Genomic DNA, 26128 nt, shown 5'->3' on the forward strand with positions numbered 1-26128 from the left:
GAGTGTCGTGTCGGTGATGAGACCGATACAGGCGAATTGCAGGTGAAAGGAGTTCTGCTATGGATATGAATAAGATGACGCTGAAGTTGCAGGAAGCCTTGCAGGCGGCCTCAGGTATAGCCTTGCGTCGCAATCATCAAGGTGTGGATGTCGAACATGTGCTGTTGGCATTGCTCGAACAAGACGGGGGATTGGCCAAACCTATTTTAGAGCAAGCCGGAGTATCCCCTGTTGCCGTTCAACAGGCAGCCGAGATGGCCCTCAAGAAGATTCCACAGGTTCAAGGAAGTTCCGGTGGGCCAGGGCAAATTCACCTCACTCCCAGAGTTGCTCAGGTCCTGACCCGTGCTGAGGATGAGATGAAGGGGTTGCAAGATGAATTTTTGAGTGTGGAACACGTCCTTCTCGCGATGGTGGATGAGGGTGGGATATTTCCCTCGTTAGGGCTGAAGCGTGACAAGTTACTCTCCGGATTGCAGCATGTTCGCGGGAATCAACGTGTGACGAGTCAAGACCCCGAAGGCACCTACCAGGCTCTCGAAAAGTACGGGCGAGATCTGACCAAACTGGCAGGGCAGGGTAAATTAGATCCGGTCATCGGACGGGATGAGGAAATTCGTCGGGTGATTCAAATTCTTTCACGAAGGACCAAGAATAACCCGGTGTTGATCGGAGAGCCCGGCGTAGGAAAGACGGCAATCGTTGAGGGCTTGGCGCAACGTATCGTCAAAGGCGATGTGCCTGAAGGATTAAAGCACAAACGGGTGATCGTGTTAGATATGGGCGCATTGGTCGCGGGTGCGAAATTTAGAGGGGAGTTCGAGGAACGACTCAAAGCCGTTTTGAAAGAGATACAGGCCGCACATGGTCAAATTTTGCTCTTTATCGATGAACTGCATACGGTGGTCGGGGCTGGAGCGGCGGAAGGATCGATGGATGCGGCCAATTTGTTGAAGCCGATGCTGGCCAGAGGCGAATTGCATTTGATCGGAGCCACGACCTTGGACGAGTACCGTAAGCACATCGAGAAGGATGCCGCACTCGAGCGACGGTTTCAGACGGTCCTGGTCGATCAGCCATCTGTTGAAGATACCATTTCCATCCTTCGAGGTTTGAATGAGCGTTACGAGGTTCATCATGGTGTCCGAATTAAAGATGCCGCTCTGGTGGCGGCCGCTAAGCTCTCGCATCGGTATATTGGCGATCGCTTTCTGCCGGACAAGGCCATTGATCTGGTTGATGAAGCCGCAGCCCATCTCCGTACGGAAATCGACAGCATGCCGGCTGAAATGGATGAACTTTCGCGAAAGGTTCTTCAACTGGAAATCGAGCGTGAAGCGCTGAAGAAAGAAACTGATGCTGGCAGTCAAGCCAGACTGGAACACCTGAATGAGGAGCTTGCGGAAAAACAGCAAGCTCTCGAAGGTCTTAAAACGCAATGGGATTCAGAAAAGGCATCCGTTGAAAAGCTTCAAACCCTGCGACAGCAGATGGATGATGTGAAGCGAGAGATTGAACGTGCCGAGCGGGATTATGATCTGAATCGCGTGGCCGAGTTGCGATACGGCACGCTTCCGCGCATCGAACAAGAATTGCAAGCTGAAAGTGAACAGCTTGGCCAGAAGCAGGGAGATAAACGCTTGTTGAATGAAGAGGTGGATGAAGGAGACATTGCCGAAGTCGTGAGCCGTTGGACAGGCATTCCTGTCAATCGCCTGCTTCAGGGAGAAGTGGAGAAATTATTACGGCTTGGGGAATTGTTGCATCAACGGGTTATTGGTCAGGATGAAGGCGTGCAGGCAGTGGCCGATGCCGTGCTGCGTGCACGATCGGGTATCAAAGATCCGAATAGACCGATCGGCTCGTTTTTATTTCTTGGGCCGACCGGCGTAGGAAAGACCGAGCTGGCTCGAGCGCTCGCGGGCATCTTGTTCGATGATGAGTCCAATATGATTCGCATAGACATGTCAGAATACATGGAGAAGCATACGACGGCGCGACTCATCGGTGCGCCTCCAGGATATGTGGGGTATGAGGAAGGAGGACAGCTGACAGAGGCCGTCCGGCGTCATCCATTCTCCGTAATTCTCTTCGACGAAATTGAAAAAGCTCATCATGATGTCTTCAACATTTTGTTGCAGGTGCTAGACGATGGCCGGTTGACAGACTCACAAGGGCGAACGGTCGATTTTAAGAATACGGTGTTGATCATGACGTCCAATTTAGGGAGTCAAAAGATCTTGGAGGGACAGGAGCGAGGACTCACGTATGACCAGCTTCATGCGCTCGTCATGGAAGAAGCCAAACAACATTTTCGACCTGAATTTCTCAACCGAGTCGATGAGATCGTGGTCTTTCATCCATTAAGCACGGCTCACTTAGGCGACATCGTCAATATCCAATTAGATCGATTGCGGCAACGATTGCTCGATCGTCGGATCACGCTGATGGTGACGCCCGAGGTTGTCGATGAGTTGGCCTCACGTGGATATGACCCGGTATATGGCGCTCGACCCCTAAAACGACTCATTCAGCATGACATTGAAACACCACTGTCACGATTAATCGTAAAAGGAGAGGTGCGGGATGGTGATGTTGTACATGTAGACCTTCGGGATGGCGCATTGCACTTTTCTACGAAAGAGCCCAAGGCCTGAGAAACGTCAAATCGGCAATCAGGTGCGCGTCAGGAGGACTATTCAACCGCTTGCAGTCTGAGTGAAAGACTGTGTTCTTTCCCCTGGCGACGGATCTGGATGGAAATGCGGTCTCCGACTTTGTGTCGGTCTAGGATCGTGGCGAGGTCATCGAACGTCTTGACTCGTTGGCCGTCTACTTTGGTGATCACGTCCCCGAGTCGAATTCGTCCTCCCCGTATTTCTCTGGCGCTGCGAAGGCCTGCTCGACTCGCGGGCCCACCAGGTTCGACACGGGCAATGACAAGTCCTTCGACCCCCCAACGTTCGGCAATAGAGTCGGGAATGAGGGAAATGCCAAGGCCTGGGCGGATGACTTTTCCGAACTGTATTAATTGCGGGACAATGCGGTTGACGATGTTGACCGGTACAGCAAACCCGATACCTGCGAATGCTCCACTGGGGCTGATAATCTGTGTATTCACGCCTATTAAACGACCGGCACTATCAAGCAACGGGCCTCCAGAGTTCCCTGGATTAATAGCAGCATCCGTCTGAATGGCTCCTTCGATCGTCCGCTCATTCACTGAGCGAATAGTTCGACCGAGGGCACTCACCACTCCCGTCGTCAAAGTATGATCGAGTCCGAACGGATTGCCAATAGCCAGGACGCGTTGTCCGACTCGTAATGTTTGCGCATTGCCCACAGTCAGAGGAATAAAAGATTTTTTCCGCCGATAAATTTGAAGAACCGCTAAATCATGATCGGGATCGGCCCCAATTACCTTGGCTTCATGTGAGGATTGATCATCTAGGACCACTTGTATCGTGTCGGCTTTGTAGATGACGTGAAAGTTCGTCACGATGTGACCTTGCGTGTCCCAAATAAACCCTGACCCCGAACCTTGCGGCACTTCAAACGTATTCAAGGACCAAAAATCTCGCCGAATGGCGGTGTTCGTAATATAGACGACTGAACGTCGGGCTTTTTCAAAGACGGCGATCGTGGCGAGTTCTTCTTGACTGAGCGAGGGAGAGGGGGGAGCGGAACGATTGACAGTTTCCAGCAGGGTGGAAGGTTGTTCACTTGAAAATGACAGAGTGTGTGTGGGAAGGAACCATTGTCCGAAGAGCGCCCATGTGATGAGAAGGATTGTACTTCGTGTCAATAGCCGCAATGCCTTTATCGCAAACAACGGGCGGAATATCGCCTTCGTTCGACCGATGGATATTTCACGCCCTCAGTCATTCACCAATGACCTGTAGGACCACATCTCGTGTTCGTGGGCGCGTGTCGAAATCGATCAAGACGATGTGCTGCCACCTGCCAAGCGTCAATGTACGGTCATGGAACGGAATCGAGATCGATGGGCTTTGTAGTTGGCCACGTAGGTGACTGTGACCATTATCTTCGCCGGGATTCAACGCATTATGAGACCAAGAAGATCGAGCGGGAATCAGTTCGTTCCAAAATTCATGGGTGTCCTGACGAATGCCGGGTTCATCTTCGATGATCATGAGGGCGGCTGTCGTATGTTTGACGAAAGCTGTCAGGAGTCCAGCCTGCAAGCCTGAGGTGTTGAGGTAGTGTTGAATGGTGTGGGTAAGGTTTTCGATGTGGTTATTGCCCGTCATGCGATACTGGAGAAATTCGGTCAGAACCGGCATTATGCGAAGTCTTTTTGCAGCGAACGAAGGAATCGCTGTTCTCGGGTCGTGAAGGCTGCCCCGCGTGCCTGAATCAAAAGCTTGGTAAACGATGAACAGTTCATCATGCGAACAATGGAGATGAAAATCGTCCGGCTGATCATCTTATCTGATCGAAGTTGTTCAAGGTATTGAAACGCTTGAGGGAGACTTTCTCGCGAGCGGGAATAGTAATCGCGTCCCCGACGTTGATTACTAAAAGCTTCCAACTGCTCACATGCCACTAAGATTCCGGCCAATTGCCGAACCCAGCGTGATGCGTGTTTGAGTTCTTCCGGGTAATAATAGTACAACATGATTTGTTCCATCCAAGGGAGCCAGGTGATTCCCATGGATTGTAGATGGGGCGTAATCTCGCGTATTCTTTTTCTTAAGCGCCTGGCAAATCCCAGACGCATTTCTACTTGAGCTTTTGTCCAACTATCGAGTGGTATGCCTTGATCTTTCAGCTCTTTTCCGTATTGTTCAAGAAACGCTTCAGTTTCCTTGCCGTAGGGTGTTTGAGGGTATTTTTTTCGCCATTCTCGTGGTCGTGTGGGAATGCCATGGGTTTTCGCCCATGACCATATTTTTCCGAATAAACGTTGATCCAATCCTGCTCGTCCTAAATCATGGAGGAGACAGGCAATTTCATACTGCGTGATTCGTTCAGACGGATGTTTCAGGCGTTCAGCGACCATGACGCACATCTTGGTTGTTCGCCGTGAATGTGATTTATCATATCCACGAATGATTCTGCCTGGTTTCAGTGGGTGAGGATAGTCATAAAGACTCAGCAGAGTGTTTCTGGTACGTTGTGTCAAACGTGGAAAAGATTGATGGGGTAGCGATTTCTTTGACTGATCGCTTGAAGGTTCCGCCGATCCGTGATTGGACATGAGACTATGCGTATGGGTGAGAATGGAATTCAGAATATCGACGATCACGACTGATGTCAAGTTGTCGAACGAGGTGATGAGTGATCTTGTGATCACAGAGGAGGTGGTCGATTGTTTCAGGTAATCCTGAGCGCCCATCTCACTACTTGGCGTACCTTTTCCGAGTTCCGTCTGGAGAAATCGTGAAACGTCGCTTGCGGTACATGTTGCTGATTGTTCTCACAATAGTGGGATGTTTGATCGCTGTCGTGTTAGCCGGCCCATTTTTTTTGAACCCAGTCTATTTCCAAACCATGGCGCTAGAGTACATGCAGCGTACGTTGGGACCGCATATTCATGTGGGGCGGACCCATCTGTCGCTGTGGCCTTATCCTCATATCGACGTGGCCGATGTCACGGTGAAAGAACGTCCGGATACGCATGCTTTTTTCCGGGCGAAGCGCATAAGTTTAGATTTGAAAATCTTCTCCTTGCTCCGTCGAGAATTTTCAGTCAAGGAACTCTCCATCGAAGAGCCGGAGTTAGAGGTGAAGCGTGGACGTGACGGGACATGGTGGATGTTTCAGGCTGGCCAAACGACGTCAGGTGATTCGTTGTTCATCGGTTTATCCCTCATCGAAAAAGTGATGGTTGCGGATGGGCGCATTGTCTTTATCGACGAATCTCCACGTGAAGAAGCCCGTGGAATCGTGCTTCAGGATGTCGATCTGTCCTTTATAAACACGGGATCCCAAGAGGCGGTGCCAACGCTTGAAGTCTCGGGGCTGATTCCACAGTCATCCAAAACAGCAAGATTTTTATGGGAGGGGACTGTGAATGTGATGTCCGCAGAATCATCGGAGCCTTTGTTCCGGCTCGCTGATGTTCATCAAGCCGTCAACGTCGATGGAATGCTCAAGGTGAGGAATTTGGATGTCCTTCAGATTGCTGACTTTTTTTCCGTTCAATCTGAAGAGGCGTCGCAATTGGGAGTAACCGACATTGAAGGGCATATGACGTTGATGCCCGGTCGGGTCGGGTATGAATTGAATGTGTCCGACCTCCGCGTGAGCGGGCAGGTTGGTTTATTGACTGGAAATGCCAACATTTCTGGATTGTTGACTGACGATCTCACGACGTATGCAAGCTTTCAATCGACACCGATTTCTTTAGGGGCTATTCGGTCGTTAATCCCTTCAGAGGCGATCCCTAGAAATTTTCGTCCGGTATGGACGGAAGGGGAGATAGAGGGACAGGTTGAAGTTGTGCAAGCGACCGTAGCCGGTTCAACCCGTCCAGACGTCGGGGTCTCTGTCGCGGGGACCTTCCAGCTACACGAAAGTTCCTGGAAATCCAAAGGCGGCACGCCAAATCTTGAGAATGTCAGCGGTGAAATTGTTGTAGAACCGGACCGAATCCGTTTGCGGCGTTTTCATGGAATGTACGAATCTTTGCCGGTTGAGTCGGGCAATGGAGTGATTCTTTTTAAGGACTCGGGGCCATGGTTTGAGGCAGATATTCACGGGCAAATATCAGGAGAACAGGTGGTCCATTTGATGGCAAACCTTTCACAGTCGCCATCAACTCGTACCTTCTTGAGTCGTGTAAAAGCTGTTGAAGGCATGGGCGGTCTCCACCTGCAATTTGCCGGTCTGTTAGGAAGTGTTGAAGGGGTGACCTTGAAGGCTGGTGAGTATATGGTCGATAACCTCGCATTCCATTTCGACCTATTCAAAGATCTCATAACCTTTGATCGAGGACGCTTGTCGTTTACTCCAACGGAGGTTAAATTGGAGGAAGTTCATGGTCACGCGGCCGGCAGCCGGTTTCGATTGCATGGCACGATCCACACACTGCATGGCCTGACGTTTGATCGATTCGCGATCGATGCAACCGTTCACGATCCACGTCTATCCGAAATGTTTTCTCACCTCGCATATTTGCAGCAAGTGAAAATCTTGGGAGATGTGGCATTCCATGGGAGCGTGTCAGGAACCACGGACCTCCCAAGATTCAAGGGAGAATTTGATCTCTCTGAGTCATCAATGGTTTTGCCTGGCTTGTTGACGAAACCACGAGGGGTTCGCGGTGTGTTCCGAATGGATGTCGCGGTGCGGCAACATGGAATTTTGGCGATTCAGCAAGCGGAACTGGCCATTCTTCCTTTTCGTTTGTCCGTCCGCGCCCGAGTGAGGACCACGCCACAATTTGAATTTCACGCTCGTCTCAATACCGGGCCGATTAATGTCGGTTTGTTGCCAGCTCACGTCGTTGTCGGAAAACAAATCTTCAAAGCGGGAATTTTAGAGGTGTCATTAGAAATACAGGGGAAGGGATATACATGGACTGACTGGAAACCGCGGGGATGGATCGCATTAACCGAAGGCCGAGTGGATGTTCCTAATTTATCGGTACCGCTCTCAGACGTGTTGTTGCGCCTCAAGGTCAGTCCAACGTTCGCGGAAGTAAAACGATTGCAGTGGAAGATGCAGGACAGTGATATCCATCTCACGAGCACGATCAAAAATTGGCGAGGTAAGCCGGAAATCGATATCGTGCTTGAGTCCACAAACTTTAATTTCGACGTATTGATCCCAAAAAACAATGGCACTGACCTTCAGGACTGGTTGGCCTACTTGGCAGGAACAGCGACGGTCATGGGCAATATTCGAGTTGATCATCCCATGTACCGGCATTTGGAGGGGCAGAACCTTTCAAGTATTCTAAGGATTCGAGATGGCTTGTTGACACTCGATCGAATTCGTGGTCGAGCCTATGGGAAGCCAATCGTGGGACGTGTGTTCGTGCATCTTCCACAAGAACGTCCTGCGGCGGTCCGTTCGTCTTTTCATGTCAAAGGGGTGCCATTAGAGCCGATTCAGCAGTCTATAGGATCGCATGATCATATTGTAACCGGTAATCTCTCGATGCGAGGCATGATACAGGGGCATGGCCGAGATGCCCGAGGAGTCCTGTCCACCTTAAATGGCCATGTCGACATGGTGATTAAAGATGGCTATGTGAACAAAGGCACAGTCCTGCCTCGAATCTTAGAGCTCCTGAACATCCCGACGATCTTACGTGACCAAATTGATTTGAAAAAAGAAGGATTTCCTTTCAGGAAATCGACAGCCACTCTCCAGGTTGCGAATGGCGTGATTGAGACGAAGAATATGATCGTCGAGAGTCCGATCATGCAGATGACGGCAGTTGGTTCCTATAATTTGGTCACGGATCAATTAGATGGAGTGACCGCGATCAGCCCATTTGGCCGCTATTCCGACTTCCTCAAAAGCATTCCTCTCTTCGGCCGAATTCTGGCCGGGGATCGAAAAGGAATTGCCACAGCGATGTTTGATGTACGTGGCCCCTTGGCTTCTCCGGACATTCAGTATATGCCCATGGAGTCATTCGCTACAGGCTTGTCTGGCTTATCACAACTGGCTTTCGATGTGTTAAAGAATACGATTACCTTACCCCTCGATCTCCTGAAATCTGACAGCAAAGAGGAGGACAGTGAAACGTCCAAGAAAAGGTAAATACCCTTAAATGCCATGGATCCTCTGCCACGATGATATCTTACCTGGAAGATTTTTTTCGTAGATGCCGTTCTTAATAGTTTTTTACAAAAGGAGTACGTGATGATTCCGACGGTTGAATGGGGAGAGGATTCCGTGAATATCCTGGATCAGAGTCTTTTGCCTGGGAAAATCGTCGTGCTGCAATGTTGTGATTATCAATCTGTTATACAGGCTATTCGAGAGCTCAGGGTGCGTGGCGCTCCAGCGATTGGCGTCACGGCAGCGATGGGGCTGGCCTTGGGAGCCAAACAGATCTGCACCGCATCGCTCGATGATTTTCGACGGGAGTTTGACGTGATGTGTACGCAGATGAGCGGCGCCCGTCCTACGGCCGTGAATTTATTCTGGGCTATTGAGCGAATGAAGAACGTGCTATTACGGGCATCCGGCTTGTCGCCAGATCAGTTGAAACAAGACTTGATCGATGAAGCGCAGGCGATTTGCCGGGAAGATATCGCTCGGAACCAGGCGATTGGCGAGTACGGGGCCGCATTAATCGAGGATGGACAGACCATCTTAACGCATTGTAATGCCGGTGCGCTTGCGACTGCCGGCTATGGAACCGCATTAGGAGTCATTCGGTCGGCATGGAGGACCAAAAAGCATATTCATGTCTTTGCTGATGAGACGCGCCCGGTGTTGCAAGGGGCACGGTTGACGACCTGGGAACTTTTGCAAGACGGGATTCCTACGACGTTAATCACCGACAATGCGGCAGGGGCATTGATGCGACAAGGAAAAATTCATGTGTGTCTTGTCGGTGCCGACCGCATTGCGGCCAACGGAGATGTTGCGAATAAGATCGGAACGTATACTGTGGCGGTATTGGCAAAAACCCACGGACTTCCGTTTTATGTCGCCGCGCCGACTTCAACGATTGATATGGACACTCTTTCGGGGGAGCAGATCCCAATCGAGCAACGGGATTCGTCAGAAGTGACCACGTTGTATAGCGACCGACAGATCGCCCCTGCGGCGGTTGAGGTTTTAAACCCGGCTTTTGATATTACTCCAGCTGAGCTCATTACCGGAATTATTACGGAACGCGGAGTTGTGTCGCCTTCCAAACTCTCTACGCTTCAATCGTGAGACAAGGGCTGATTGTCTTTCGATCTTCGATGATCCTAAGGAGATGACGAGCATCGTAAGAAAGACGATCCCCCGTCAGCACTCCATGAGTATTTTGCTGAGAGTCTTGGAGAGGTCTGACAGATTGTAGGGTTTGGTGATCACGCCTTTGAAGCCAAATTGTTCCGGATTCGCTAGCACGGGATCGTTGCAATAGCCACTCGATACGACTGCTAAAACCTGCGAGTCGAGTTGTTGTAAATGGCGTACCGTTTCTTTACCGCCCATTCCTCCCGGAATGGTTAAGTCAATGATGGCAAGGTGAAAAGGCTTCTCCTGTTGCAAGGCTTGACGATATGCTGTGACGGCCTCCGTTCCTTCGCTCGTATACGTGACTTCGTATCCAAGATGTTCGAGCATTTTGCCGAGTATATCCCGGATCTCAACTTCGTCATCCATGATTAAGATTCTTCCCGTCCCCTCAATCAAGGCTTCATCCTCTTCCAGGACCTCACGTTCTTCCGTTTTAGCCGCTGGAATGTAGAGTTGAAATGTGGTGCCACCTCCGAGCTGCGAGCTGACCGTAATGTGCCCGTCATGACGTTTCATGATGGAATAGGTCGTCGCCAGGCCAAGCCCGCTGCCCTTTGGTTTGGTCGTGAAATAGGGGTCAAAGATCTTGCTGACATATTCAGGCGCAATGCCGATACCCTGATCGGTAATCGTCACGACCACATAGCGTCCATCGTTGATGGGAAGGTTCGTCGTCTGCTCGATTTCCGTGTTTTCGGCTTTGACCGTGATGACTCCGCCGTCGGGCATGGCTTGATCGGCATTGATGATGAGGTTTTGGATGACTTGACTCATCTGTCCTTCATCGACTTCCACTGCCCAAAGATTCCCGGGTAAATTCACTTCGCAGCGGACATTCGAGCCACGCAAGGCAAATTCTACCGTATCCATGATGAAGTTCGAGATCGATGCGATATTTTTGATTGGCGCCCCACCTTTGGCGAAGGTCAAGAGTTGCTTTGTCAAATCCCGTGCTCGTAAGCAGGCTTTTTCGGCTGCGGTCAGCCGTTCAACGATGCTGCCGTCTGCTGGAGCCTTCTGTTTGGAGGCAAGCATTTTCGAAAGCCCGACATTCGCGAAGACCGATGTCAAAATATTATTGAAATCATGCGCGATACCTCCTGCCAGGACGCCAACTGACTCAAGTTTCGTCGCGTGCAATCGTTCTTCTTCTGCGCGTTTGCGTTCAGTGATGTCACGTGCGTCGATTAATACAAGAATCGTTCCAGTCGTGGTCCGAAAGGGGCGTGTATGACTTTCAAACCACCGCCATTCATCGGTATGATGATGCAGTCGACAGACCATTTCCCCTGATTCGAACCCATTCACCCTCCGTTCAAATTCCAGGGCCAGTTCTTCTCGTTCGTCTGGATGAACGAAATCAAAAAAGTTTTTTTCTAAAAGTTCATTGACCTGATAGCCCAACGCGTTGCTGCAATTGGGACTCAAGTAGAGACATTGTCCGGATGGTGTCGTCTCAAAAATGAGGTCATAGGAGTTTTCGACAATCGCGCGGTATCGCTCCTCGCTGTCACGTAGCGCTTCTTCAGCGCGTTTGCGTTCTAACTCGCTTGCGGCGCGAACGGCAAATAAACGAATAATCGACTGAGCTACCTGAATATTACTCAACGCGGTCTTGCCCATCGCGGCGACAAGTCCGATGGTTTGTCCCGAGGCTCCGACGAGTGGGCTTCCGATAAAGCTTGAAATTTGCCATTGTGAGAGGAGCGGGTCATCAGGGAACTCTTGGAGGGCGGTGTTGGTCCAGTTGGGATGCCGAGGCGACAACACACGCTGTCTGAAGGCTGGGGTCAGATTCCAGGAAAAATTTTCCGCGAATGAGCCTTGGGCCCACGTGGCGACTGTTTGCGCCTGGGTTTTATCGGAGCCTGGAAATTCAGCTAGGATGGCATATTCAAGATTGAGTGCGTTGGAGAGGTCTTTTACGAGCGATCGAAAGAAGGCCACACTGCCGGCTGCCGGTGCGCCTTGAGCGATATCACGAAGAGCTTCTTCGACTCGTTTCTGCTGGGTGATATCCTTGACGACTGAGATGACACCCCATTGTTCCCCCTGACGATCACAGAGCGGATAACATGAGACTAAAAACCAGCCTTTCAGACATGGTAACCATGTCTCCATCACGGCCGAAAGCGCTCCTGCTAAGACCGTTTCCCAAGGAGGGGGATCTTGAAGGTGAATCGTGCCATAATAGGGAATGCGATAATCAAGGCCAATGAGACTGGAATGGGTGGATTCGAAATAGTCTGATACGGCTTTGTTCGCCCAGAGGATGATTCCCGTACGATCGAGGATGATAATCTGATCGGTGAGGGCGTTGAATGCCTGCTCCCATTCTTCCCCGGAGTTGCGTCGTTGCAGAAAGTCTCTCGGCTTCTGACGTAATGCTTCGACCATCTCTTCTGTCTCGGATATGGCGGACGGCTCCGTCTCTGGAATATTTTTTGGGTTTCGGATGTCTTTCATCCTATCTGCACGGTATTCGACGGATGGAATAGAATAGATAATTTCCTGTCAGATCATCATTACCACACCACTTTCGCGAAAAGATTGGCAAGAGTGGGATCGATGCTTTTACCTGCCTCTCGTCTAATATGTTCGCGGGCCTCCGGGACAGCCAAAGGTCCTCGATTATTCTGGCCAACGACCAGGTGATCGAATATATTTGCCAGTCCTACTATTCTTGCCAGGTAGGGAATGGCTTCACCGGTTAACTCGTCAGGGTAGCCGGTTCCATCCCACCGCTCATGATGAGAATGCACGATGTCGGATATTGGCTTGGGGAAGGGAAGCGCTTGAATCATTTTTTCGCCAATCACCGGATGACATTTGATCACTTCGTGGTCTTGTTCTGATTGCGGGAGGTCCCCAGAGATCAAACGATTGTGAATGCCGAACTTGCCGATATCGTGTATGTAAGCGCCGACCTGAATGTATTCTTTCTCTTCGACAGATACCTGCAGATGTTCCGCGAGCAACGACGAGTAAAAATTGACGCGGTCGCAATGTCGAGCGAGTTCCGGGCTTTTGGCCTCAAGGAGTGTTTTAATATTTTCAACGGCGGTCGTGAGGCTGCTGCCGCCGCTCCATAAGTTTCCGAAGGCTTCGAGTGCACCTTGAAGGGATGTCATGCGTCGCCGGCGTTCAAACGTCTGATCGACGACGGCGAGCAGTTCCGCGACATTGAATGGTTTCAGGATATAGGCCGCAACGCCCTGCCGTATGGCTTCCATAGCAGATTGTAAGGTGCCATATCCTGTGATGATGATCACATCTAATTCTTTGCCCTCTTGACGGATTTTTTGTAAGAGATCGATTCCTTGCTGTCCGGGGAGTTTTAAGTCGAGTGTGACTAAGTCTATGGCTTGACGCTTCAACACCTGAAGCGCGACTTCTGCCGAGTCGACAGTGATCAGGTTGAAGTAGGGAGAGAGGACCATCTTGATCGACTCTCGCGGTCCTTCTTCATCTTCGACGATCAGGATTGAGGGCTGACTGGAAGCGGTAGAACTTGTAGTGCCGTCCATCGTAAGTCTCCAATGTCAATAGATGTCATAGGTACTGCCGGAAGACAAAAGCATGAAGACGAAGGAATCATGACAATGAATTTACATGGACATACGATGTTATGAAATGGCTTGAGCATGAGATCATAGAGGGTAAAAATTCCACAAATAAAATGTTTCACGCCATGCTCAAGGAGGCTGTGCTGTGATAGTTTCTAAAAATAGCTCGTGGGCTCGCTCCTCCATGGATTCGTTAGCCTGCTGACTCTGTCTGAATGTATGGTACCCCGACCGAATTGGCACGTCTCCAAGCCGATCGGAGCGAATGTTTTAGGATAACCCTATTGAGTGTTTGATCTCAAATGAAAGGCTCGATCTCTGACCGTCAAATCGCGAAAGAGTTGATCGAATAATTCCTTGGCTACTTCATCCATCAGGGTTTTCACGTCATCGGGGTCGAAAAAGACAACCGTGTCAGATCCGTTGGAGCCTAATATGGTCCGGACGGTGCTGCCATCGCTCATGTTTTTGGCTTCGAATCGTACTTGCATGCCAACTTGGATGTCTGTAAAGCCAAACCCGCTTTTGGCCTGAGATTCCAGCTTGAGCACCTGCCCTGACAGAATCACGTCAGACAAATTCTCGCCTGTTTCTCGTGCAGCTTGCCACTGTCTTTGTTGAAGGTAGGAAACGGCAAGATCGGCCATTCCTTCTCCGACATGGCCATCCCAGGCATTAAATTGAGTGGTGCCACCCCAAAAGTGTGTCCGTTTCCCGATGTTTGCTTGATTTTTACGAAGGTCTTCGAATGGGGAGACGGCAATACGAAGGGTGTCATCATGGTAGGGTTCCGCGACCTTGGTGCGGGTGGGCATAGCCGTAGGGTCGAAATTTACCATCTGACCAGTTCCCTGGCATCCGGCGATGGTACAGGTAATAATGGCGAACATAAGGACTTTGTGAAATCTCACGTGACCTGCCTCCTCTTTCACAAGATGAAGTTTTAACGCACGAGTGAATTGTCTACTGTCACACGATGTTTTGTATGAAGACGTTGTGGTACTAGAGTAATGCAAATGCCTGCTTATTTCTAGACTTTATTTGTTGGGCGGCGAGATCGCAGTCTAGTGATTCGAGATAAGCGGTCTCTGTGTGGTCATGTCGTTTTCCATGATGAGTATCTTGACTTTTTTAAGAAGTGCCTGACAGTATGGCCTTCGTTCGTCTGTTCTAAGAAAGGTCATCGAACATGTGGAAGCATAACATACTCTTTCGTGCCGAAGAGTCCATTCCTATCGCGCAGACAGAAAATGAACTTTTTCATGAAACAGACCCGGCATTAGATAGTTCGGGACTTCAGTTGGAAAAATACATTTCTGTTTGGTTGCAGGGAGATGGCGAAGAGACGACTCCTACCGTCTTTACCAATGTGTACGTCCGCACGGCGACGTTGGACCCTGTCAAGCAAGTGGGGTTTCTGCAGCCACTTCAAGGGCGCTCTCATCAAATTAAGAAAATGTTAACCGCAGATCAAAAGTGCTACCTTCGGGAGTGGTTGAAAAAGGCCTATCCCCGGGCATGGGAAGATGCGGAGGAGCATTTTCATAATATTTTTCAAGCCGAGTGAATTTCTGCTTTTTCCTGCAATGACCTTGGGTGTATTCTCTTTTCATACCTAAATACCTGGGCAATGTCTATGCTCTGGCTTGAAGTCACGTCCGATTCTTGAGTGAAAGAGGTCGTTTCGATGGATCTCCAAAAAGATGTGGTTATCGTCGGAGCTGGTGGGGGCGGAGCTATTCTTGCCACTAAATTGGCGAGAAAACATATCAGCGCAACAGTCCTGGAGCAGAGTTCAGGCCCCCCGCAGGGGTTGCGGGGAGAGATCCTGCAGCCTAATGGCCAGCGAATTCTAGATGAAATGGGTTTGTTGGCGCAGCTGCCTTCCCATGCGATTCGTCCAGTGCGATACTTTCATTTTAGACGGGTTGGAGGTGAGCGATTATGCACGGTGGATTATGGAACGCTGCCTCAACCCTACAATAGAGCGTTAGTGATGTGGCCGAATAGTGTTCAACAAACGGTCTTAGCAAATTTGGAGAAGGAAAGTCCAAAAACTTTACAGTATGGCGTAAAGGTAAAGCGTTTGTTGCGTGAAGGAACCTGTATCTGTGGTGTGGAAGCTGAATTAGACGGGAAGACGGTCCGCATAGGAGCGAAATTGGTCGTTGGTGCCGATGGTCCCTTTTCTATGGTTCGCGACGCATTGGGTATTCCCACTCGGCTTCATCGATACCAGGAAAGTTATCTTGTCGCGATGCTCGACGGACATGAGTCACTTGGAGAATCGCAATATTTTGTCGGAAAAAAAACTATCCTGGGAATATTTCCTGCCGCAGGCAATAAAATGTATGTCTTCTACATGATACCTTCCGGAGCGCTCGCAGACATGAAGAAAGAGGGGACACGCGCATTATCCGAATGTTGGACGAACATTTATCCCGAGTTGGGAAAAACCTTCGAGACGTTAACAGACTGGAGCCAAACCGCCTACATGGGAACTGGGCGGGTCAAGGCAAAGACGTGGGTCGCCGAAGGGGCCGTGTTAATCGGTGATGCGGCGCATGGAATGAATCCCCATGCTTCTCAAGGACGCATGCAGGCCATGGTGGATGCTGATATACTCAGTGAAGTGATCCAGACCTGTGCGGAAAAGGATGATTGGTCTGTCTCGCGCGTACGAGAATTTGAACGCCGCCGTCGGCCTCAAGTGACGATGTTGCAACGTTTGGCCGATGAAGAGGTCTTCTTCTGGAACACGGGCAATCCGGTCTTGTCCTATCTTCGCGATCGAGTGTTCATGACCATCGATAATAACCCACGCTTAAAATACCAAGTGCTCAGTGCCACTGCTGGGTTACGCGAATCGCCGCCCTTCTCATTTTTTGATCGGATAAAGGCCGCAGGCATCATTCCCGATTCCCAGGCGCGTCAGGCATTTGGGCAAAAATAAGTGTCGGGCTGTCATCATAAAGATAAGGTGTTAAAAACTTTTTCGCATGTCTAGTCTTCAGGCATCCTCACCTCCAATCCCTGAATCGGCGCAACAGACACTACGCAAATATCTCAAACAATTGCGCCCAAAACTGGAAGCGCATATTGAAGGAGTCATTCTCTATGGGAGCCTTGTCAGGGGGGAGTATGTTGAAGGGCATTCCAATATCAATCTCTTGTTGGTCGTGAACGAGCCCACCTTAGAGCTTCTTCAGCATTGCGGGCATCTGACCGAAAAATGGCAGCGTCAAGGAGTGGTGCCGCCGTTAGTATTGACGGAACAGGAGCTTTGTCAGTCTGTCGAATATTTCCCGTTAGAATATTTTGAGATCAAGGATAACCATCTTTTGCTCGAGGGAAGAGATCCGCTAGAGACGTTGCATGTCAATGATCACTATCTCCTGTTGCAATGTCTTCAGGAATTACACGGGAATCTTTTTCGAGTCAGGCAGCGTTTTATCGAAGGGTTTGGCAATTCGGAAGCGATTCGGGCTTTGTTGCCGCTTTCCTTGACGGCGTTGTTGCCGTGTCTTCGCGGGCTGTGCCGGGTCTTTGGGCAAGCGTCGGGGGGGACGTCCGAGGCTTTCTTACGCAACCTCCCTCACACGCTACAGGTCGAGAATCCAGTATTCTTGGAAGTGCTGGAGGCAAAGCAAGGCTTAAGGAGTCCGGGCCGATTGGCCTGGCCTGGTTTGTTTCAAGAGTATGTGCGCGGCTTAGAAGAAATCATCACCTGCGTTCGTGAAAACCAGCAACGGCTATCCAACTCATGAATGGGTTTATCAGGCTGTTTTACATCGTCGGACTCGTTGGTTTGTGGGTGAGCGTTGGCATGATGTCTGTCGTGCATGCGCAATATCCGAGGCCGCAGGTCAAGCTCAATCTTCCTACGCCACTGGGATATGTCAGCGACTATGCCGAAGTCCTCTCTCCGCATTGGTCCAAACAAATTCGCGCGGTTTGCAAAGAGCTCGAACAACGGACTGGAGTGGAAATGATCGTTGTCACTCTCGCGTCAGTGGATATCGAGGGAATGAACGTTCAGGACTATGCCTCTGCATTATACAAGGGATGGAGAATTGGCACGGCTCAGCAGGAGAGAGGTATCCTCATCCTGGCATCGATGGAGGATCGACAGGCCGTCGTTGTACTCGGGCGGAGCTTATTGTCCGTCATTTCCCGCCAGCAGCTCGATGAGCTTTCGACGCAATACTTTATCCCAATGTTTCGAGAGCAAGACCTGGGTTCATTATTCTATCAAGCCATTGTGCGGCTGGCGGCTTCGGCTGGAGAGGTGCAATTTCTCGAGCCGGCAGAAAAAAAGTCTTCGCGCGCTGGGTTCTGGATGAATCTTTCTGTGGCGATGGTAATGTTGTACATACTCTGGAGATTCACCCGTCCTGAGCGTCGTCATCCGTTTCAACGCTGGCGACGAGGAGAATATTGGAGCACCGGCCAGGGCGGATTCGGTTCGAATTTTGGGGGATTTGGCGGGCGAATGGAAGAATGAAAGGAATAAAAGGCCGCATTCTACCTTGAAAGTCAGAATTTTCATGCCACAGTGAGTCGTCGTCGTACGACGATCAGTCTAAATCAGCGTCTTCGCAGTTACATCTCCACATCATAGATCGATCCATTCCCGTCTTCTTGCCTATTCCCTGGTATGTCTATCGCAGTTGGCTTCGCGTATGCCGGGTTGGCCACAAACGCCGACTTGCCCTATGGGCTGGCTTCAGTTTCTTGGGATTGTATGAAGGGCGTCTAGCTGAACGAGCAGTAGGGAAAAGCGATAAGTAATTTAAAATTGACTTAAAGACATGAATAAATTACTATTCTGGGTCTGTGGATTTTGAATGTTTAGGGATGCCATGAAAGAGTCTTGTGAGACACAACGCCTTTAACGCCTGGATATTGGGGAGCGTCGCGTTATTCATTTTCGTGAATTTCAGCCCTCCCCGGTCTTGGGCTGCGGGTGAGACGTCTGAACACAAATTAATCGAATCGAATGCGTCAAATGACGAGATCAAGGAGGAGGGCAAGAAATTGCTGTCTTCCTCGAGTTCTGTGTTGGAAACTGCCGCTGATGCTGTGCTGATCCGTGAGAAAGAGTGGCGATGGAAGCGATATGTGAAGGAGGCGTTCAATTTACCGCAGTGGGTAGATATTGGCCTAGAGCATCGAACGCGCTTTGAGGTCTATGACCACCCCTGGCGAACGAGTCAAGTATTGGGACGGACCGACCCTCAGGTGCAGCAACGCTCTCGTCTGCGATTGGGTCTGAACGGAAACGTATTCAAATTTCTCTTTGAGGGGCAGGATTCGCGGGTCTATCTGACGGACCCTGGTGACTTTGTTTCCACGGCGACGAAGAATGAATGGGACATTTTGCAAGTTTTCGTGACGGCCAGCATCCGAAATGTCATGGGACTGGGACTTCGTACCGACCTCCATGTCGGGCGGCTTACGATGGATTTTGGCCGTCGTCGTTTGATCGCGCGAAACGATTTTCGAAATACCACGAACGCATTTGATGGCATTCATTGGCAACTGGCCCAGGGAACCACGTGGCGTGTTCGTGCCTTTCTCGTAGAACCGGTGTTACGGGATCAAGTCCAACTTGATGAACAATCAAAACGTAGTGTGTTTTGGGGGGTCTATGGTGAAACGAACCATCTGCCGTGGTTGCGCCTGAATGCGTATTACTTTGGCTTAAATGATCAACGTCGTGCAACCGTGAATGTGCAGAGAACGTTCTCCACCTTTGGGTTACGATTCTTTAAAGACCCTCAACCACGTCATATCGACTATGAAGTAGAAAGTGTCGTGCAGACAGGAAAAGCCGGCAATATCGATCACTTTGCGCATTTTCAACATATAAACCTAGGGTATACATTCGATGTTCCGGGATCGCCGCAACTCCTGTTTCATTACGATTACGCCAGTGGTGATCGAAATGCCAATGACAGCCAAAACTCTACGTTCGATACGCTATTCGGGTCCCGGCGTTTTGAATATATGCCCACGGGCAATTTCGGGCCGTTTTTCCGGACGAATATCAGCTCTCCTGGCTGGCGAGTGATCGTGAAACCGTCCAAGGACTGGACTCTGCAGGTGAAACAACGGTTCTGGTATCTTGCCACTTCTCGTGGAGCGTTTGGCGCGAGTGGATTACGCGATGCGACAGGTGGATCAGGAAACAATCTTGGGCATGACATTGAATTACGGGCACAGTGGAAGATGAATGAGAATATCGAATTCGATGCGGGGTATGATCATTGGTTCAAGGGCAGCTATTTCAAGCGTTTGCCGGCAAGCGCGGGCTTACCGCCCGGCGGTAGAAAAGATACGGATTATTTTTATATTCTGACGAAATTCAGGATGTAGTCAGCCCTATCGAAACGGAGTAGGTGGATACGTGAGTCAGGTGAGAAGCATCAAAAATTTTATCATTGGGGTTGCCGTCTATTTGTCACTGTTGGTTGGGGTAGGTGATGCCGCTGAAGTGAAGATTGCCGTGGCATCGAACTTTTTATCGACGATGCAGGAAATTGCGAGTCATTTTGAGCAGGAAAGCGGACACGCAACCGTGGTCAGTTCGGGATCAAGTGGAAAACTCTACGCGCAGATCAAACACGGAGCGCCATTTGATGTGTTTTTTTCAGCTGATGTCCAACGTCCAAAGTTATTGGAGGAAGAAGGGCTCGCTGTTTTGGGAAGTCGATTGACCTATGCTGTGGGACGCCTCACGCTGTGGAGCGCTGACTCTGAACTGGTTCGAGGGCAGGGAGACGCCATATTGTCCATGGGTGGTTTTGAGTATCTGGCTATTGCCAACCCCAAGACAGCTCCCTATGGGACCGCTGCGCAACATGTTCTTGAAAAGCTGGGATTGTGGCAGAAGATACAGCGTCGGATCGTTCAGGGCGAGAATATTGGACAGACCTTCCAGTTTGTCTATTCCGGGAATGCTCAACTCGGGTTTGTGGCGTTGTCACAAGTGTTGGATCGAAAGATCATTGGGGTAGGAAGCCGTTGGGATGTGCCCATGGAGTTGTATCCCCCGCTCGAACAGCAGGCTGTTCTTCTGGTTAAAGGCCAACACAACAAAGCCGCGAAGGATTTTTTCGATTATGTTAAGGACGACAAGGCTCAGAAGATCATTGAACGTTCTGGCTATGGAATAAGAGAAAGACAACAGGCAGAACGATAAATCCAACTGGCCTATTCGGTGAAATGAGAGAGCGATAAATATGCCTGAAATGGATTGGGGGCCGTTATGGTTAACCATGCAATTGGCGGCGGTGACGGTCGTGGTGTTGCTGATCGTCGGCACGCCCTTGGCTTGGTGGTTAGCCTTTACGCGCTCCCGAGCGAGGACGTTGATCGAAGCCGTGGTGGCCCTGCCGATCGTGCTCCCTCCTACTGTACTGGGCTTCTATCTCTTGGTCGCGCTCGGACCAAATGGGCCAATTGGGGGGACGTGGAAGGATCTTACTGGCTCAGCCCTCTCCTTTACGTTTACAGGATTGGTGATTGCTTCGGCATTCTATTCGCTTCCTTTTGTCGTGCAGCCCTTGCATGGGGCATTTGAAGCGGTTGGGAAAAAGCCTTTGGAGGCGGCTTGGGCATTAGGTGCTTCCAAGTTCGATGCGTTTCTAACCGTCGCATCCCCTATGGCCATTCGAGGGTACTTAACCGCGATCGTGCTGGGATTCGCTCATACCCTCGGTGAGTTCGGAGTCGTTCTCATGGTCGGTGGCAATATCCCCGGTGTGACGAAAGTGCTCTCCATCGCCATTTACGATCATGTCGAAGTGCTGGAATATTCCCAAGCCCACTTTCTTTCCGGCTTTCTGCTGATCTTTAGCTTTCTGATCCTCTTGATCGTCTACACGGTCAACCGGCGCCTTCCGATTCATGTCTCATGAATACACTCGCGGCTCAGTTCGATGTGCAGTATCCCGATTTCCAGTTTGTGATCGACGTAACCCTTCCTTTACGAGGGGTGACCGTGGTGTTTGGTCCATCCGGATGTGGAAAGACCACGTTTTTGCGTTGTCTGGCGGGTCTTGAGCGATCTCCAAACGGCGTGCTTCGTGTTGGCCGTGCCACATGGCAGGATGAAGCCGAGGGAGTTTTCCTCCCCATTTCGAAACGTCCTCTTGGCTATGTCTTTCAGGAACCTCGATTGTTCCCGCACCTGAGTGTTCGCTCCAATCTGGCGTATGGTCTTAAGCGGACAGAAAAAGAAAAACAGAATATTTCGTTCGAGAAGATTATCGCTCTTCTGGACTTGCAGGCTCTTCTGGATCGGAGACCGCATGGACTCTCGGGTGGAGAGCAACAGCGTGTGGCGATCGGGCGAGCTTTACTCACGAGTCCGGAACTCCTGTTAATGGACGAACCACTGAGTTCGCTCGACGTACGACGTAAGCGGGAAATCTTGCCGTTCATCCATCGGCTCGATGCGGAACTCCATATTCCGATCATCTATGTGACCCATTCTCTTCAAGAGGTGTTGCAGTTGGCTACGACTCTTGTGATGTTGAAAGATGGGCGAGTGGCGGGCATTGGCCCTTTGCGTGAGGTGTTTTCGCAGCTCGATTCGAGAAGTTTCCTGGAAGAAAGTCACATTGGCGCGGTGATCGATGCCAAGGTTGACAGTCATGATACGGAATTCGGATTGACGAAACTTACGTTTGGCGGTCGCCACCTCTATGTTCCTCGGCAAGATCAACCCATAGGGCAAGGGGTGCGAGTTCAGATTCTTTCACGGGATGTGAGTATCGTCACCAGTCCTCCGGCATTTCAAAGTAGCGTGCTGAATATTCTTGAAGCGACGGTGCTCGATGTCGGTACGTTGGATCCTCAGCATCCATTTGTCGATATTAAATTAGACATTGGCTGGCCCCTCCTTGCGACGATTACCCGAAAATCATTGACTATCCTCAACCTAAAACCTGGACAACGGGTCTATGCGCAGATCAAAGCGGTCGCCTTCAGCCAAGACCGTAGTTAGTAGCCTGCAGTCTGTAATTAGCGTATTCATGAGTTTCGTCTGTGCCGCAGTTTTTTCTAGAAACTAGTTAAATAGTTTCTAGTTTGCCTCACCAGTGAATGTTCACTTCACTGAAAAACCGTTCAAAAAATTATTCGGTTCTTGATTTTAGTTAAAAGCAAGATAGACTAAATGAGAGGGTGAGTAATACTTCGGCAAACCGTATGCAATCGAACCCTATAAGCATGAGAACTATAAATATTAAATTTTTTATAGTAATGACGATTGCGTTTTTGCTTAATGCGTGCGCATCTCTCTTGGTCAAGCACGATTATAACTCGTCAGAATCGATAAGAGAAAATCAATACACCCGATATGCTTCTACAAAAGGCGTTGTATTACTTGCAGCTAGTTGGAGTCGAGTGTGGGGATGTGGAGGGTTTGAAAACGCTGAACTGCGAAGTATTGGCTTTGATCGTTTAGTAGAGCCTCAGGGGAAGGACAACCCCCCGGAATTTGTAATTAATGGCACAGCTGATATATCAGGTTTTATCAATTATGCGTTCCTCTTAGACCCGGGCACATATGCAATCAGCCACGTGAATGTGAAAGTTGCCAAATCCATTGTTAATGTGGGTTATTTAAAGGCATCTCGACGTGAATTATTTGATTCTGATGTTCCCAAAGGTGGTACTTTCGAAATTAGACCGGGCGAAGTCGTATACATCGGTCACTTTGGACTTGATTGTGCAAATCAACCGATGCTCTGGCGTTTCTACCTAGAAGATAAGAAGGACTTTGAAGCCTACGTGAGCAGTTACAAAACTCATTACCCATATTTGGCATTAGATGCCGTGCAGTATCGTCTTTTTAAAACCCAAATGTTTGGTACCGACTTTAGCTTGAATTGACCAGCTAAGGATAAGTAGTTAGTGGTCTTTTTGATCATGCGGTTACCACTTGAGGGATTTGCCGATTTCAGAGAGATCATACCCACCGATAGCTTGTAGCTCTTGTCGAAACGGCCGGCTGACCATCGCATCGAACAATCGATCGATCATGGGGTGTGACGCCAGAATATCTTTTCTCAGGATCAGATCGTACTGTTCCTCGCGTAACGGGATAAAGTCGAGCCCGACATATCGGGCCACGGATTCCACGCCGACACCAACATCAGCCACGCCATCGCGAATGAGATGGGCGACCTCCAGATGTGAGGCCGCTTCCTTTTCGTAGCCTTTCACGCATTGACTCAGTACTCCGGATTTCTTGAGAAGCGAGTCGAGCAAGAATCTCGCACCCGATCCGACTTCCCGGTTGACGAGATGGATGCCGCGTTTGGATAAATCCTCCCCACTGCGGATATGCTTGGGATTTCCTCGCCGCAGGAAAAGACCTTGTACCCACGAAGCAAATCGGATACCGAGAAAATCTTTTCCCCGTACATGTTGCTTGAGGTATGGAATATTACTTTCCCCGGTTCGTGAATCCACCAGGTGCACTCCCGCCATATGTACTTCTCCCTGTAAGAGTGCGTTCAGAGCGTGCGTACTACCCATCGTCCAATTGGTGACGCCAGCCAAGGCGTGTTGATGCCGAATATGCTCACCGGCTAAAAACAAAGATGGGTCGCATCCGGCAATCACGATCTGGTGTTGGATTTCTTTCCGGGCATGAAGAAGATTGACCTGAACTGTAGGCGGCTTACGACTATGTTTTTTGTGAAGAGGGCTAGTGACGATTCCATCGGCGGGCATGACGAAATTCAGCAAATCTCCGAGTTGGGATATGGGTCTGGCGATTACGCGATGGCCTACCTGGGAGATTTTGACGCGCAGAGGTTGGTCATGATCGGGAGCTGCTCCCAATAATTCCGCTTCAATGGTTTCATCCATAGGCGAAAGACAAAACAGATCTTCTACTTTGCATTCCAGTATTCGGGCCAGTCGTAGGGAAATGGCCGTGCTTGGGAGATATTGATTACTCTCGATTGCATACATGGCCTGACGGGTGAGCCTCACTTTGCAGGCCAATTCCGCTTGCGTCATCCCCATGGCTTTTCGCATAGATCGAACGTTATTCCTGATAGGCTCTTCTGCAGGAAGGATCGATTTGGTTTTAGAAGGCTTCTGCTCTGATCGTTTTTTTGTCATCTCTTCCATGCTACCCAACTACTAATCCGCTGAGCAATTATATGACAACCATACCTTGGATCAATCACGCATGCGACGATCCGTGTTTGTTGGTCGGCGGTGGCTTCTTCAGTGTCAGTGGGTTGATCGTGCGAGCGATCATCGTGTCTGCTGGAACCTGGCTGAGGTCATGTGAGTTAAGGAACTGACCTGTCATAGGTCAGCGGATTAGTATCTTGAAGAACGTATGGTGAGATTCCAGATCCGATGATAAATGCTCCAGGACGAACGTCGAGCAAACGGGATGGATCAGGTGAAGGTATTGAAAAAATAAAAAATCCCATCATGGTGAAATCCGCTCAGTGAAGCTCTGCCAAATGTGTGACAATTTTACTCGAGCGGCAAACAGGGCAATGGTGTCCAGATCTTCCTGGCTTGGTTGACGAGCGCGAATAATCTGTTGTGCATCAAGAAGATCTTGTGGCCCGCCGGCATACAGTTTTAAAAGCGTCAAGACTTGCCAGGATATAACGGGAACGGTGTTGTCGAGGATGGATAATTCGACGACGTTGGCAACAATGATTCGAGTCCATTCAGTCGGTAATAGGATCAACTGAATGGGAATCGTGAGGCCTTTTGTGGCGTATCCCAGGTGATAGACCCCCCGGAGTGGATCGTCAGAATCACCAATGTGAAACTCCGCATTGAGGTAGAGAGAAAGGGCGGTTGGGCTCGCTGTCCCTAACGCTACGGCGAAGTCGACATCATGAGTGGCACGGGGAATTCCCCAGGCAGAGACGGCGAACCCTCCAATCAGGGCATACTGCTCCACAAGTCCTTGGGCTTTGGCCTCATCCAGACGACGAGCTATAAATGTTAGAGCTTCTTGGAACACGTGCGCTGTAACTCAAGACAGGCATCCGAGAGTTCAAGAGCCAGGAGCAACCGGGCTTCAGCTGGGAGACGCTGAGCGTTCGACAGTTTTTCTTGAGTCAGACGTTCCCCAAGGTGGCTAGGGCGGCGGCCTGAGGGAGCTTGAGAGGAATGCTCTGTGGACATAGCCGCATTGTACCTGTGTGTCGTTGGATTGGAAAGATGGCGTCGTGCTCACAAAGAGGTGGTCCTCCCCTGATTTGGAGAACACATTTAACAAGGGCCAGAACGGGCAGGTGAATGTCATGCTTGTGTAGAGATGATATTCGGAAACGTTCAAAGGCGAAGCCGTTGAGTGGTTGTAGCTGAGTCAGCTTGATTTTCTGCCGAATCGAGATGAATAGGACGAGATCGGTGCCATCCTAACGCGAGTCGACTTGGCTAGGGAGTATCATCTGGGTATGATTCGATAACCTCGCAATTCTCTATTATTTCCAGTACTTCCTTCTTCGGAAGTTTTTCGTTAAAACATCCATTTCACAGCGTGAATACGAAAGACGAGTTTATCGGGTTCGCAAGTCATTAGATCTCAATGTCGGTATTTTGTAATGATATAGATTACT

At 50.0% G+C, this 26128-nt stretch carries 21 protein-coding genes; 12 read left to right on the top strand and 9 right to left on the bottom strand.

The window, feature by feature from the left end; translation table 11 throughout:
- Positions 1 to 59 precede the first annotated feature (59 nt).
- Positions 60 to 2657, top strand: coding sequence for an ATP-dependent chaperone ClpB (gene clpB, locus MRJ96_13320; GenBank protein MDR4502424.1), 2598 nt, complete (start codon positions 60 to 62; stop codon positions 2655 to 2657).
- A gap of 38 nt (positions 2658 to 2695) precedes the next feature.
- On the opposite strand, the gene MRJ96_13325 is transcribed toward clpB, so the two are convergent.
- From MRJ96_13325 to MRJ96_13335, 3 genes are all read right to left on the bottom strand, one after another.
- Positions 2696 to 3805, bottom strand: a complete 1110-nt coding sequence (locus MRJ96_13325) for a trypsin-like peptidase domain-containing protein (protein ID MDR4502425.1) — start codon at positions 3803 to 3805, stop codon at positions 2696 to 2698.
- Between the two features lie 76 nt (positions 3806 to 3881).
- On the bottom strand, positions 3882 to 4304 hold the full coding sequence (locus MRJ96_13330; protein ID MDR4502426.1) for a secondary thiamine-phosphate synthase enzyme YjbQ: 423 nt from the start codon (positions 4302 to 4304) through the stop codon (positions 3882 to 3884).
- Entirely contained in the window at positions 4304 to 5023 is a 720-nt protein-coding gene (locus MRJ96_13335) for a hypothetical protein (GenBank protein MDR4502427.1), read from the bottom strand. The genes MRJ96_13330 and MRJ96_13335 overlap by 1 nt, the downstream gene beginning before the upstream one ends.
- A 380-nt stretch (positions 5024 to 5403) precedes the next feature.
- On the opposite strand from MRJ96_13335, the gene MRJ96_13340 reads away from it, so the two are divergent.
- Positions 5404 to 8739 (top strand): AsmA-like C-terminal domain-containing protein, encoded by a 3336-nt coding sequence (locus MRJ96_13340; GenBank protein ID MDR4502428.1) that lies wholly within the window; start codon positions 5404 to 5406, stop codon positions 8737 to 8739.
- Between the two features lie 102 nt (positions 8740 to 8841).
- Positions 8842 to 9870 carry an S-methyl-5-thioribose-1-phosphate isomerase gene (mtnA, locus tag MRJ96_13345; protein ID MDR4502429.1) on the top strand — a complete coding sequence of 343 codons (1029 nt, stop codon included), beginning with the start codon at positions 8842 to 8844 and terminating at the stop codon, positions 9868 to 9870.
- 75 nt (positions 9871 to 9945) lie between these two features.
- Here mtnA and MRJ96_13350 read toward each other — a convergent pair whose 3' ends face one another.
- The 3 genes from MRJ96_13350 to MRJ96_13360 all read right to left on the bottom strand — a co-directional run bounded on the left by MRJ96_13350 (position 9946) and on the right by MRJ96_13360 (position 14419).
- Positions 9946 to 12408, bottom strand: coding sequence for a PAS domain S-box protein (locus MRJ96_13350; GenBank protein ID MDR4502430.1), 2463 nt, complete (start codon positions 12406 to 12408; stop codon positions 9946 to 9948).
- Positions 12409 to 12467: 59 nt separating this feature from the next.
- Positions 12468 to 13469 carry a response regulator gene (locus MRJ96_13355; protein ID MDR4502431.1) on the bottom strand — a complete coding sequence of 334 codons (1002 nt, stop codon included), beginning with the start codon at positions 13467 to 13469 and terminating at the stop codon, positions 12468 to 12470.
- A gap of 320 nt (positions 13470 to 13789) precedes the next feature.
- Positions 13790 to 14419, bottom strand: a complete 630-nt coding sequence (locus MRJ96_13360; protein ID MDR4502432.1) for a hypothetical protein — start codon at positions 14417 to 14419, stop codon at positions 13790 to 13792.
- Positions 14420 to 14697: 278 nt separating this feature from the next.
- Between MRJ96_13360 and MRJ96_13365 the strand changes: the two genes are divergently transcribed.
- The 9 genes from MRJ96_13365 (at position 14698) to MRJ96_13405 (ending at position 23411) form a co-directional block, all read left to right on the top strand.
- Positions 14698 to 15075, top strand: a complete 378-nt coding sequence (locus MRJ96_13365; protein ID MDR4502433.1) for a hypothetical protein — start codon at positions 14698 to 14700, stop codon at positions 15073 to 15075.
- 120 nt (positions 15076 to 15195) lie between these two features.
- Positions 15196 to 16461 carry an FAD-dependent monooxygenase gene (locus MRJ96_13370; protein ID MDR4502434.1) on the top strand — a complete coding sequence of 422 codons (1266 nt, stop codon included), beginning with the start codon at positions 15196 to 15198 and terminating at the stop codon, positions 16459 to 16461.
- A 46-nt stretch (positions 16462 to 16507) separates the two neighbouring features.
- Entirely contained in the window at positions 16508 to 17275 is a 768-nt protein-coding gene (locus tag MRJ96_13375) for a nucleotidyltransferase domain-containing protein (GenBank protein MDR4502435.1), read from the top strand.
- Positions 17272 to 18012, top strand: a complete 741-nt coding sequence (locus MRJ96_13380) for a TPM domain-containing protein (GenBank protein ID MDR4502436.1) — start codon at positions 17272 to 17274, stop codon at positions 18010 to 18012. Before MRJ96_13375 ends, MRJ96_13380 begins: the two co-directional genes overlap by 4 nt.
- Before the next feature lie 371 nt (positions 18013 to 18383).
- A complete protein-coding gene (locus MRJ96_13385) occupies positions 18384 to 19886 on the top strand; it encodes an alginate export family protein (protein MDR4502437.1) in 1503 nt (500 codons plus the stop codon).
- A gap of 31 nt (positions 19887 to 19917) precedes the next feature.
- Complete coding sequence (modA, locus tag MRJ96_13390) at positions 19918 to 20712, top strand: molybdate ABC transporter substrate-binding protein (GenBank protein MDR4502438.1); 795 nt, start codon at positions 19918 to 19920, stop codon at positions 20710 to 20712.
- 40 nt (positions 20713 to 20752) lie between these two features.
- The gene (gene modB, locus MRJ96_13395; GenBank protein MDR4502439.1) at positions 20753 to 21430 is read left to right on the top strand and encodes a molybdate ABC transporter permease subunit; all 678 of its coding nucleotides are present in this window, start codon (positions 20753 to 20755) and stop codon (positions 21428 to 21430) included.
- Complete coding sequence (gene modC, locus MRJ96_13400; protein ID MDR4502440.1) at positions 21427 to 22521, top strand: molybdenum ABC transporter ATP-binding protein; 1095 nt, start codon at positions 21427 to 21429, stop codon at positions 22519 to 22521. The genes modB and modC overlap by 4 nt, the downstream gene beginning before the upstream one ends.
- Positions 22522 to 22700: 179 nt before the next feature.
- Entirely contained in the window at positions 22701 to 23411 is a 711-nt protein-coding gene (locus MRJ96_13405) for a hypothetical protein (GenBank protein MDR4502441.1), read from the top strand.
- A gap of 42 nt (positions 23412 to 23453) precedes the next feature.
- Here the strand turns inward: MRJ96_13405 and MRJ96_13410 are convergent, their stop codons facing one another.
- The 3 genes from MRJ96_13410 to MRJ96_13420 form a co-directional block, all read right to left on the bottom strand.
- Complete coding sequence (locus MRJ96_13410) at positions 23454 to 24653, bottom strand: helix-turn-helix domain-containing protein (protein ID MDR4502442.1); 1200 nt, start codon at positions 24651 to 24653, stop codon at positions 23454 to 23456.
- 322 nt (positions 24654 to 24975) lie between these two features.
- A complete protein-coding gene (locus tag MRJ96_13415; protein MDR4502443.1) occupies positions 24976 to 25527 on the bottom strand; it encodes a hypothetical protein in 552 nt (183 codons plus the stop codon).
- Positions 25509 to 25691 (bottom strand): hypothetical protein, encoded by a 183-nt coding sequence (locus MRJ96_13420; GenBank protein ID MDR4502444.1) that lies wholly within the window; start codon positions 25689 to 25691, stop codon positions 25509 to 25511. Before MRJ96_13420 ends, MRJ96_13415 begins: the two co-directional genes overlap by 19 nt.
- Positions 25692 to 26128: the final 437 nt, after the last annotated feature.

It is taken from the genome of Nitrospirales bacterium (assembly GCA_031315865.1).
GTDB lineage: Bacteria > Nitrospirota > Nitrospiria > Nitrospirales > UBA8639 > JAGQKC01.